The organism is Bacillus arachidis (genome assembly GCF_030285945.1).
Taxonomy (GTDB): Bacteria; Bacillota; Bacilli; order Bacillales; family Bacillaceae_G; genus Bacillus_A; species Bacillus_A arachidis.
In genome coordinates, this window is sequence record NZ_CP127376.1 from 3,123,776 (window position 1) to 3,136,062 (window position 12,287).

Sequence of the window (12,287 nt, forward strand, 5' to 3'; positions counted from 1 at the left end):
ATACATTCTATTCATTTATAGGGAGAAAGGGGCTCTCCCTCATGCTTATCAATCTTAAATAAAAGATGATACTTGATAGGTATGCGGGGGATTCCCCATCTGCAATAAAATATAATTTATTAGGAGGTAACACGTATGTTTAAAAAAGTTGCATTATCAATTGCTTCAGTAGCAGTAGCTGGTTCAGTTTTATTTGCAAGTCAATCGGTAACGGAAGCTGCTTTTTATCCGGTACAAAAAACAGGTTCTGGGCTAGATCTTCGTACGACTCCGACAATAAATGGTACAAGAACTGAATCAAACATTCCAGATGGCACTAATCTTTGGTTGTTTTGCTATGTGAATGGCGAATCTTATATGGGAAGTAAGGTTTGGGATTTTGTAGATGATAATGGCTATGGTGGCGAGTTAGATCAAGGCTTTGCTCCTGACTATTTCATTAAAACTGGTTCTTCTAAACCAGTTGTTGGATACTGCGCTTTTTAATTGGAAATAAAAGAAAACAGCCTCATCAGGCTGTTTTCTTTTTACATAGTAATATCAGTAGTGGTTACTCCACTCACCTCATTTTTTGTTTGCTGCTCTCGTATCACATCAGTAATTACTTTTACGGATTTAACATCATTTGGAGCTTGAGGTAAGAAACAAATTAGTGTTAACTTCATTTTCTCCTTCGCATTTAAGCTTCGACTTTTTGGGTCCGCATTCATTTTATATACATCTACTTCCTCACCATTACTTAAAACAAGTGTTTTAAAAGGACCTTGTTCCAAATCAAGCACTTGATCTGAAGTATTTTCTAAAGTGGTTGTAAATTGTATTGCATTCATTTGCTCTGTACTTAGTCCTCGTTCTTTTAAGTTGTATTTCCCAATTTCACTTACTTCTGTACTCTGGATCACCTTAATTCTTTCTACTTGAATATGAAGAGGCCCTGCTTCTATCATTGTATTAGGCTCACTTAATTGCTTTAGAGTCACTGTTCCAAGTGGATGCTTTGCCTCTTGTCCTACGTGTGTTAATGGCTCTGTATAAGGCTTAGTTTTTACATTAGTTTCAGCTATTGGCGCTTTTTTAGTATCAGGTTCTACCTCTTTTTCAGAATTTGTTTGATTGGAACAAGCCGATATAAATATACATGTAGATACAGTCATTAAAAAGGAATATACTTTTTTCATTTATGGACTCCTTTATTACAGAATATAGTTCATACATTTGTTACTGTTCCATAGTTCTTAAGTTATTGTAAATTAATAGTTTGAATTTTTAAATATTCAATTCAAGAATTTATGTAATTCTATATTGAGAAAATTTATGTAAAGATACTTATTTTGTACAACAGGAATTTTATAAAGTAAAACTTCCATGAGTGGCAGGTTTCTTCCCCCTACTTATGGTTAGTTGAACCAATTGGGCATTCATCTCCCACTTCTTTGCTTTTCACTGAAATTTGACTTGAGAGTGATACTGTCGTTAATACGGGATAAATCCTAAAATGTATTAGAATTAAAGCTTCCAATATTTCAAAAAAACCATGCTCTATATAATATAGAACATGGTTTTCACTAATAAAATGAGTATATTTAATTGGAATATTTACTATCGCTTATTCATTCTATCCGTTTCTTCGTCCACGTCTCAACCACTTCACCAGTCTCACTAACATCTAACACTAAACTACCGTTGCTATACCGGTCTTTATTACGAAATACTTTTGGATCTATTTCTTCTACAATCTGTTTTTCTGTTTTCATATAAACAAGTTCATCATCACGAACAATTTCAATACCAACAATACGGTACGGATTACGTTTTAACTCTTTAAAGATAACAAGACCTCGCTTTGCCCTTGTTGATTTTTCAATTTCAGATGCTTTTAATCGTTTTACTGCACCGCGCTGCGTTATGAGAATAAGTTGATCTTTTTCACCATCTAACGGTTTACCAGAAGCAACGTAGTCATCTTCCTTTAAATTAATCGCTTTTACACCAGCCGCCCTTACACCAACTGGACTTACTTCTTCTTCACCAAAAATAAGTGCATATGCACCATGTGTTGCAAGAACAATATCACTTGTTCCATCTGTTGTGAATATATCTACAACTTCATCATCTTTTTTCAAGTTCACAGCAACAAACGCTCTTGAATAGCGCTGAACCTTGTACTGATTTAGTTCCGTTTTTTTGATCATACCATTTCGCGTTACAAATACGATAAATCGCTTCTCTTCCTCGAAATTCGGTACAACAGTCGCCCAAATTAATGTTTCATCCCTATCGAGCGAAACAATATTCGCAACGTGCTGACCTAAATCTTTCCAACGAATATCTGGCATTTCGTACACTGGAAGATAAATATAGTTTCCTTTATTCGTGAATAAAAGAACCGTTTCTGTTGTGTTTGTATCGAAACGCTCAAGTAAGATGTCGCCCTCTTTCATACCGAAGTCTTTTCCGTTCGATGCGTTATGTGAGCGCCAACCCGTTCGCTTCACATACCCTTCTTTCGTTACAGTAACGATGACATCTTCTTGTGGAATCATAACTTCCACATCGATTTTTATTTCTTCAATTTCCTCTTCAATAACGGCACGGCGATTATCACTATACGTTTTCTTTACTCTCTTCAAATCTGTTTTTATTACTTGAAGAAGCCTTTTCTCACTTTGTAAAATCGCTTGTAATTCTGTAATTTTCTTTTCTAGTTCTTCCGCTTCTTTTTCTAGTGCTGTAATATCTGTATTTGTTAAACGATACAATTGCAGTGATACAATTGCTTCCGCTTGTACTTCTGTAAATCCAAATTTTGCACTTAAATTATCTTTTGCATTACGTTTATCTTTAGATGCTCGAATTGTTTCAATTACCTCATCTAAAATCGATAATGCTTTCATTAAGCCTGCCACTATATGCTGGCGGTTTTCTGCTTTTCTAAGTTCATATTCTGAACGACGTGTAACAACCTCTTTTTGATGCCCAATATACGCATCTAGAATTTTCGGTAATGTCATAAGCGTCGGACGACGGTTATTAATAGCTACCATATTAAAGTTATATGGCACCTGTAAATCCGTATTTTTATATAAATAATTTAAAATACCTTCTGCATTTGCTTCTTTTTTCAATTCTACAACAATACGAAGACCCGTACGATCCGTCTCATCACGTACTTCAGCAATTCCATCTAGTTTTTTATCTAGACGTAATTCATCCATTTTCTTTACTAGATTTGCCTTATTTACTTCATATGGAATTTCTGTAATAACAATTTGTTGTTTACCACCACGGATGGTTTCAACTTCTGCTTTTCCGCGAATGATGATTTTTCCTTTTCCTGTTTCATACGCTTTTTTAATTCCATCAATCCCTTGAATAATACCACCTGTTGGAAAGTCAGGTCCTTTAATTACTGTTAATAAGTCATCAACGGAACTATTTGGCTTGTCAATACGCATCATTGTAGCATCGATTACTTCACCAAGATGATGCGGCGGAATCTCGGTTGCGTAACCAGCAGAAATTCCTGTTGAGCCATTTACTAATAGGTTTGGGAACATCGCTGGCAGTACGACTGGCTCTTCACTTGTATCATCAAAGTTCGCTACAAATTCTACTGTTTCTTTATCAATATCACGAAGCAATTCAGAGGCAATCGGCGATAACCGCGCTTCTGTATAACGCATCGCTGCCGCTGGGTCACCATCCACACTACCATTATTCCCATGCATTTCAACTAAGACGTTACGTACTTTCCAATCTTGACTTAGACGAACCATCGCCTCATATACAGAGGAATCACCATGTGGATGGTAATTACCAATAACATTACCAACTGTTTTGGCCGATTTACGAAACGCCTTATCATGTACGTTTCCTTCTACATACATGGAATATAAAATACGACGTTGTACCGGCTTTAAACCGTCACGCGCATCTGGTAGCGCGCGGTCTTGAATAATATATTTACTGTAACGTGCAAAACGATCACCTAACACGTCTTCAAGCGGGAGGTCATGAAACTTCTCTGCTTGCATGTTATTCCACCTCCGTCTCCATAATCATTTCATTTTCCAAAATATTTCCTTCTTCTTGCATACCAAATTGTACATTGCGTTCAATCCATTTACGACGTGGTTCTACTTTATCACCCATTAATGTGGTCACGCGTCGTTCCGCTCTTGCCGCATCATCAATTTTCACGCGAATTAATGTCCGCGTTTCTGGATTCATTGTCGTTTCCCATAACTGATCCGCGTTCATTTCACCTAGACCTTTATAGCGCTGCAACATATATCCCTTACCAACTTTTTTCGTCACACCATCTAACTCTTCATCCGACCATGCATATTCAATTACTTCACTTTTTCCTTTTCCTTTACTTACTTTATATAAAGGTGGAAGAGCAATAAATACTTTACCTGCCTCAATTAACGGCTTCATATAACGGTAGAAGAATGTAAGTAATAACACTTGAATATGGGCACCGTCTGTATCGGCATCAGTCATAATTACAACTTTATCATAGTTAATATCCTCGACAGAAAATTCGTTTCCAACACCACCGCCAATTGCATAAATGATGGTATTAATCTCTTCATTCTTGAAAATATCAGCAAGCTTTGCTTTTTCCGTGTTAATTACTTTACCTCGTAGTGGTAGAACTGCTTGGAAACGGCGATCACGTCCTTGCTTTGCAGAACCACCGGCAGAGTCACCCTCTACTAAATATAGTTCGTTCTTCTGCGGATTTCGTGATTGCGCAGGTGTTAACTTCCCGCTCAATGTTCCTTCTGAACGCTTTTTCTTCTTACCAGTCCTTGCTTCTTCTCTTGCTTTTCGTGCTGCTTCACGGGCTTGTGCTGCTTTAATTGCTTTTTTCACAAGAAGTGTTGCTACGTCTGGATTTTCTTCTAAAAAGTATGCTAAGTGTTCGGACACAATCGCATCTATAGATGAACGGGCTTCACTTGTTCCAAGCTTCCCCTTTGTTTGACCTTCAAATTGTAGTAAATCCTCCGGTACACGTACAGAAACAATTGCCGCTAACCCTTCGCGAATATCTGTACCTTCTAAATTTTTATCTTTCTCTTTTAACATTGAGACTTTACGAGCGTATTCATTAAAAACACGTGTCATCGCTGTTTTAAATCCCGCTTCATGTGTCCCGCCATCTTTCGTACGTACATTGTTTACGAATGAAAGAATATTTTCTGAATAGCCATCGTTAAATTGAAATGCAAGTTCTGCTTCAATCCCATTTTGTTCACCAGCGAAGTATACAACCGGATGGATTGAGTCCTTTTCTTCGTTTAAATAAGCAACAAAAGCTTCAATTCCTGTTTCATAATGAAAAACATCTTCTAAATCATTTCGTTCATCTTTTAAAGTGATTTTCATGCCTTTTAACAGAAATGCAGATTCACGCAATCTCTCACATAACGTTTCGTAGTTATAATTTGTTGTACTGAAAATAGATGGATCTGGTTTAAAATGCATCGTTGTTCCAGATTGTTTCGTTTTTCCGATTTTCTCTAGTGTTGTTGCAGGAACACCACCATTTTCAAAACGTTGTTCGTATATATTCCCATCACGTTTAATAGTTACAACGAGCCATTCTGATAAAGCATTTACAACCGATGCACCAACACCGTGTAAACCACCACTCGTTTTATAACCTCCTTGTCCAAACTTACCACCTGCATGAAGTACAGTTAAAATAACTTCAGGTGTAGGTTTTCCAAGCTTATGCATTCCCGTAGGCATTCCACGCCCTTTATCAATAACACTAATACTATTATCTTTATGTATTATGACAGAAATTTCGTCACCAAATCCCGCTAATGCTTCATCAACGGAGTTATCTACTATTTCGTATACTAAATGATGCAATCCACGGCTATCTGTACTCCCGATATACATACCCGGGCGTTTTCGCACGGCTTCAAGACCTTCAAGCACTTGAATGGCATCTTCGTTATATTGAAATTGATGCTTTGCCAAACTCCTTGCCCCTTTCCTAATCAAATCAGAACATATGTTTCTATTATAGAATAACGCCTTAACCATACTTTTGGCAAGTTATGTTATGTCTTTTATATACCATTTTCAATAGAAAAATCCTTGTTTTTTCACAAGGATTCCTCTAGGCTACTATTTCAGAAAAATAATCGTTTGTCAACGAGAAATGGATATGTATTCCAAATTACATACTCCACCATTTGATAATTAACCAAATGACAATTATCCAAAATGGGATAACCAGTAGCAATCCCCAAAAACAGCCTTTAAAAAATCTCATGATGAACACCTCGTTCATCTGCCCAGTTTTCAAATGTTATCCTGAGCTGAATTGACCTTTCATTTTCAATATCTAGACTACTTCGTCATCGCATGTTCTACTTTAATACAACGATCCATAATAACAGTATAGCCCTTTTCCTTTAAAAACCTATATGTATCTTCATCTTGTACTCCTAATTGTGCCCAAAAAACATCCGCGTCAATCTCGACAAATTCTTTTGCAACATCCATTAAAAATTCAGAACGGCGGAATACATTTACAATATCAACATGTTCCTTAATATCTTTTAATGACGGAACAGCTTTTTCTCCTAGTACTTCATCTACGGACGGGTTTACTGGAATAATACGATACCCTGCATCCTGCATTGCTTTTGAAACCATGTATGATGTACGTTCTGGTTTATCGGATAATCCAACAACCGCAATTGTTTTACTATTTTTCAATATTTCACCAATTCCCGTACGAGTTGGGTTTTCAATTACCATACTAAATCCCTCCTATTCTTTTAGTATAGCCGATAAAGAAAGCCTCTTTCAATACGAAAGAGACTTCTTTATTAATTGGTAGCAGCAGAGTTATCCGCAAGAGTAACTGTTTTCGTCATTTTTTCACCATTTCGGTAGAATGTAACTTCAACTTTATCGCCAACTTTTTTCTTCTCATATAAATACTTACGGAATTGAAGCGTATTTTCAACCTTTTGTCCATCTAGTGCTACAACAATATCATATTGCTGTAGTCCCGCTTTTTCAGCTGGTGAAACTGAATAAACTTTACTTAAGAGAACACCACTTGTTACATCTTTTGGCAACTTTAATTGACCTAGTGCATATGGTTGTATCTCTTCTAGTGATGCAACTGTAACTCCCATTGCTGGACGTTTTACTGTACCATCTTTTTCAAGAGAGTCAATCACTGGTTTTGCTATATTGATTGGAATTGCAAAACCAATTCCCTCTACTTCTTGCTGTGCAATCTTACTAGAGTTGATTCCGATGACTTCACCATTTTGATTAAATAGAGCGCCTCCGCTGTTCCCAGGGTTAATTGCTGCGTCCGTTTGAATAACTTGCGCTTCCCAATCCACACGTTTGTCACCATTAATATCAACTGGAATTTCACGCTCTTTACTACTAATAATCCCTTCTGTCACACTACCATCAAAACCTAGTGGATTCCCAATTGCAATTGCTGATTCACCAGCGCGAATTTTACTTGAATCGCCTAGCGTTGCCACTTTATTAACATTAGATCCATCAATCTCTACAACAGCTAAGTCTAACCAAGGGTCTTTACCAACTAGTTTTGCCTCCACTGTTTTACCATTACTTAGTTTTACTGCAAGCTTGTTTGCTCCCTCTACTACGTGATTATTCGTTACAATCAAAGCCTTATTCCCTGCTTTTTTGTAAATTACACCCGATCCTGATCCAGCTTTCGTTTCTTCTTGCTCTGCTGGCTGCATTGCAAATGGATCAATATTTTGTTGCATGTTAATTACACCTACAACAACCTCTTTAGCTCCTTCAATCATACCCGGTAAATCTGTTTCATTTTTTGCTTTATTTACAACAGGAACCACAGTTCCCTCTACTTTTGAATTAGAAGTTAAAACCGTTCCGTTCCCATTTGTCCATGGCATATATGGTGCTACGAAACTAATGGATACAGCTCCGATAACTGCTCCAACTAAACCTGTAAAAAAGTATCCTTTTTTACTACCTGATTTTTTGCTTTCTCTCGTTTCACTATGCTCTTCATTCATATTTGATCCGTCATAATATCCCATAATTGATATCCCCTCTCTGCTGAATTCATAGTTTCAGTATAGTCACATTTTGTGTCCTTCTTGTGAACTCATCGTGAAATCCAATTAAAATAATACCCTTATTCAATATTGTAGACAAAAAAACTATAATTTGTACATTTTCACTTACAAAAAAAGGTGTAAATGTGCTATATTCCCAACCTATATATTTTTTCAACATATAAGTTGCTATTACGAAGAGCCAAAAGGAAACTTCCCTCAAAAAGAATGCTTTTCTACCGTTTTTCCATTTATATTTATAAATATCTCTAAGTTGAATTACATAATATTTAAGAGTTATTCCTCAAACTTATATCCCACTCGAATGACAGTCCCGATATGTTTTGCTTTGTCACCTAACTTATTACGTAATTTTTTTATATGTGTATCTACAGTACGATCATCACCATAATAATCATATCCCCAAAGTTGATCTAATAAATGCTGGCGTGATAATACGATTCCTTTGTTCTCCATTAAATACACAAGAAGTTCGAATTCTTTATGCGTTAATATAATTTCTTCTCCATTTACCGATACCGTACGTGAAAGACGATTCACATCGATTCCAGCCATAGAGAGTGTATTCTCTTCGGCAATCCCTACTGCCCCATCAGCACGCTTTAATAAAGTTTTCGCCCTAGCTACTAGTACTTTGGGGCTAAAAGGCTTTGTTACATATTCATCAGCCCCAAGTTCAAAACCTAACAATGTGTCATCTTCGTCAGAACGTGCTGTAAGCATAATAATTGGGACCGCCGACTCTTTTCGAATACGACGACACACAGACCAGCCATCTATCTCTGGCAACATGATATCTAGCATAATTAAATCAATTGTATGTTCCGCAAATAATTCTAACGCTTGTTTTCCGTCTTCAGCTTCTATTACTTCAAAACCTTCATTGCGAAAATAATCACTAACAATTTCTCGTAATCTTCTTTCATCTTCAACAAGCAATACCGTTTTGTTCATCTAACCTATCCCGCCTTTTCACTCTTTCAATCGAATAATACGTTGATTGGAGCTTCCGCGAAATGGAAGTGTCAAGTCTCTCTTTTCAATTTCAAACCTTCCATCGACAAGAACATCCCCATAATGTAACAACTCTATCATATCATTATTTTGAGAACTCTGTATCTCTTCTAATGTATAACCTGTGTAAATCCATAAGTTTTTTTTCAAAGCCTTCACCGCTTTTGCTACCTTCTTCACTTCAGCAGCTTGAAAAAATGGATCTCCACCTGAAAATGTTACATCAGTAAGCACATTTTTGGCAATCTCTTTTACAATTTCTTCTACGGTCATTTCAGTACCATTACAAATATTCCATGACTTAGGATTATGACATCCTAAACAACGATGCGGACAGCCCGCAAAAAATATGACTGTCCGCAATCCTTCTCCATCTACTACACTATCATGAATAATATTCATTACTCTCATTTATGTTTCACCCGATCTGCTTCTTCACTGCGCTTTGCACTATTCCATTTGGACATATCTCCTACAAGATATCCTGTTATACGGCGAATTCTTTCTATTTCATTCTCATCCTCGGTTCCACAACTTGGACATTCATTTTTGATGACACCATGATAGCCACAGCATTTACAACGATCCACAGGGTGATTTATGGATCCATATCCGACCCCATACTCTGCCATCGCCTGTACGATTTGTTTCAATGCCTTTTGGTTATGAACCGCTGCTCCATCTAATTCAATATACGTGATATGTCCACCATTACAAAGTGTGTGAAACGGTCCTTCTAAACGTATTTTATCAATTGCTTGAATGTTATAATAAACCGGAATATGGAATGAATTTGTATAATAATTATGATTTGTCACACCACTAATGGTTCCAAATTCCTCTCGATCTTTTTTAACAAACTTTCCTGATAACCCTTCTGCAGGTGTTGCAATTAAGGAGAAATTCAACTGATGTTCTTTCGTGGCTTGATCCATCTTCTGTCTCATTAATACCACAATTTCATTTCCAAGATTCCATGATTCTGTATCTTCCCCATGATGTTTTCCTGTTAAAGCAACTAAACATTCTGCAAGACCGATAAAACCAATACTTAACGTTCCTTGTTTTAAAATTTCAGCAACAGAATCTTCAGGGTGTAGCTTTTCTCCGCCTCTCCATATTCCTTGTGAATATAAAAAGTGAAAATCTCTTGCCTTCTTCGTACATTGATAAGCAAACCGTTCGAGTAGTTGATGAATACCAAGATCTATATAATAATTTAAAGCTTCAAAAAACGCTTCTTGTGAACCGCTAATTAATGCTAATTTCACCAAATTAATAGATGTAAAAGATAAATTCCCTCTACCAATCGCAGTCTCTTCTCCATGAATATTAGACATAACACGAGTTCGACACCCCATATAACATACTTCACTTTCTGGACGACCATCATAATGCACTGCATTAAATGGTGCATCTAAAAATGAAAAGTTCGGGAATAAGCGTTCTGCTGTCGTTTCTAATGCCAATTCAAATAAATCATAGTTCGGATCATTCTCTTCAAAATTGACACCTTTTTTTAGTTTAAAAATTTGAATAGGGAAAATAGGTGTTTCACCTTTTCCTAAGCCAGCTTTTGTCGCCCGTAATAATTGTCTAACTAACAACCGCCCTTCTTTTGATATATCTGTTCCATAGTTAATTGAAATAAACGGAACTTGCCCACCGCCCCGGCTATGCATGCTATTTGAATTATGAATAAAAGCTTCACACGCTTGATACGTATCATTCTCTGTTTCTTTCCACGCAAACTCTTCTACTTGCTCTTTTGTTAACGGATACGCCCCTAATCTTTTCTTATTTCTTTCAAATGTTTTTCTCACATATGGTGCTAAATCCATATCAAACATGGCAAAGGATTGACCACCATGCTGCATGTTTTGATTGGCTTGAAGAATAATCGAAGAAAGTGCCAACGCACTTTTAATATCTTGTGGTTGCCTCATATGTCCATGCCCTGTATGAAATCCGTTTTCAAGCAGTTGTGCTAAAGGAATTTGCGAACACGTTGTCGTACCTGTCGCATAAAAATCCATATCATGTGGATATAATATATTTTGATTGATTGCTTTTTTTACTTGTTCAGAAAGCAAATGTTCCACTGCATAATATTTTGCACTCTCAGATGCAAATGTTCCCATCATTCCCATAGGGGATCGTCCATCAACATTTGCATTTTCTTGCATTAAATCCTGTTCATTCCCGTGGACAATTGTTTCAAACATCTTCACTAATTCTTCTCCACGCTCACTTTGTTTCATCATTTCTAAAACCTCCAACTACATCTTGTTCATTCACTAACAAAATGATACAACATATAGTCTTGATCAATCTGTGAGAAATGTAACATTCCTGTGAAAGTTTTTTTAAGAAACTTTGAATTTTTCATTTACAAAAAAGAAATGTGCTCTTTACAAATGTATGGTACAATATACGGGAAAAACTCTTTTTACCCTTTATCAACACATTTGAATAAAGGAGACTGAACTTATGCTTATATATCTTTTATTTATCGTTGCGTATTTACTTGGCTCGATTCCATTTGCACTTGTTGTTGGAAAAATTGGTTACGGAATCGATATTCGCGAGCATGGTAGCGGTAATTTAGGAGGAACGAATACATTTCGGACACTAGGGAAAAAAGCAGGCTTTATCGTTACAATTGCTGATATTTTAAAGGGAACGTTAGCGACAGCTCTGCCGTTAATTTTCGCCTTAGATATCCATCCCCTTTGGTTTGGATTGGCTGCAGTTCTTGGACATGTATACCCAATCTTTGCAAAATTCCGCGGAGGAAAAGCAGTTGCAACTTCTGCTGGCGTACTCTTATGTTATGCGCCAGTCATCTTTGCGATATTAGCCGTTATCTTTTTCACCCTTCTATTTACAACGAGATACGTATCACTTTCTTCTATGGTAACAGCTATTGTTGCTGTTATCGCATCAATTGTTACTGGGGATAAAATCTTTATTGTTGCAATGTGTTTATTAGCTGGTATGGTTATTTATAGACACCGTGCAAATATTGGACGAATTATAAATAAAACTGAACCGAAAGCAAATTTAACAAAGAAACAAAAGTAAGGTTGCAACCCACATAACGCAAAAAGAAAACGCAAAGCATATTAATAGCGTCTTTTT

Annotated in this window: 10 protein-coding genes; 2 read left to right on the forward strand and 8 right to left on the reverse strand. The window is 36.6% G+C overall.

Annotated features, from left to right (window positions below):
- Nucleotides 1-135: 135 nt before the first annotated feature.
- Complete coding sequence (locus QRY57_RS17625) at nt 136-486, forward strand: hypothetical protein (protein WP_026591622.1); 351 nt, start codon at nt 136-138, stop codon at nt 484-486.
- Between the two features lie 41 nt (nt 487-527).
- On the opposite strand, the gene QRY57_RS17630 is transcribed toward QRY57_RS17625, so the two are convergent.
- The 8 genes from QRY57_RS17630 to QRY57_RS17665 form a co-directional block, all read right to left on the reverse strand.
- Nucleotides 528-1,178 (reverse strand): hypothetical protein, encoded by a 651-nt coding sequence (locus QRY57_RS17630; protein ID WP_090691768.1) that lies wholly within the window; start codon nt 1,176-1,178, stop codon nt 528-530.
- Between the two features lie 432 nt (nt 1,179-1,610).
- Nucleotides 1,611-4,034 (reverse strand): DNA topoisomerase IV subunit A, encoded by a 2,424-nt coding sequence (gene parC / locus QRY57_RS17635; protein WP_286015740.1) that lies wholly within the window; start codon nt 4,032-4,034, stop codon nt 1,611-1,613.
- Between the two features lies 1 nt (nt 4,035).
- On the reverse strand, nt 4,036-6,000 hold the full coding sequence (gene parE, locus QRY57_RS17640; protein WP_026591625.1) for a DNA topoisomerase IV subunit B: 1,965 nt from the start codon (nt 5,998-6,000) through the stop codon (nt 4,036-4,038).
- 375 nt (nt 6,001-6,375) lie between these two features.
- Complete coding sequence (locus tag QRY57_RS17645; RefSeq protein ID WP_286015741.1) at nt 6,376-6,789, reverse strand: CoA-binding protein; 414 nt, start codon at nt 6,787-6,789, stop codon at nt 6,376-6,378.
- Between the two features lie 71 nt (nt 6,790-6,860).
- Nucleotides 6,861-8,093, reverse strand: coding sequence for a S1C family serine protease (locus tag QRY57_RS17650; protein ID WP_026591627.1), 1,233 nt, complete (start codon nt 8,091-8,093; stop codon nt 6,861-6,863).
- Nucleotides 8,094-8,408: 315 nt separating this feature from the next.
- Nucleotides 8,409-9,086, reverse strand: coding sequence for a response regulator transcription factor (locus QRY57_RS17655; protein WP_026591628.1), 678 nt, complete (start codon nt 9,084-9,086; stop codon nt 8,409-8,411).
- Between the two features lie 18 nt (nt 9,087-9,104).
- Nucleotides 9,105-9,557 (reverse strand): anaerobic ribonucleoside-triphosphate reductase activating protein, encoded by a 453-nt coding sequence (gene nrdG / locus QRY57_RS17660; protein ID WP_026591629.1) that lies wholly within the window; start codon nt 9,555-9,557, stop codon nt 9,105-9,107.
- Nucleotides 9,554-11,410 carry an anaerobic ribonucleoside triphosphate reductase gene (locus QRY57_RS17665; RefSeq protein WP_286015742.1) on the reverse strand — a complete coding sequence of 619 codons (1,857 nt, stop codon included), beginning with the start codon at nt 11,408-11,410 and terminating at the stop codon, nt 9,554-9,556. Before QRY57_RS17665 ends, nrdG begins: the two co-directional genes overlap by 4 nt.
- Before the next feature lie 226 nt (nt 11,411-11,636).
- On the opposite strand from QRY57_RS17665, the gene plsY reads away from it, so the two are divergent.
- Complete coding sequence (gene plsY / locus QRY57_RS17670) at nt 11,637-12,230, forward strand: glycerol-3-phosphate 1-O-acyltransferase PlsY (RefSeq protein WP_286015743.1); 594 nt, start codon at nt 11,637-11,639, stop codon at nt 12,228-12,230.
- Nucleotides 12,231-12,287: the final 57 nt, after the last annotated feature.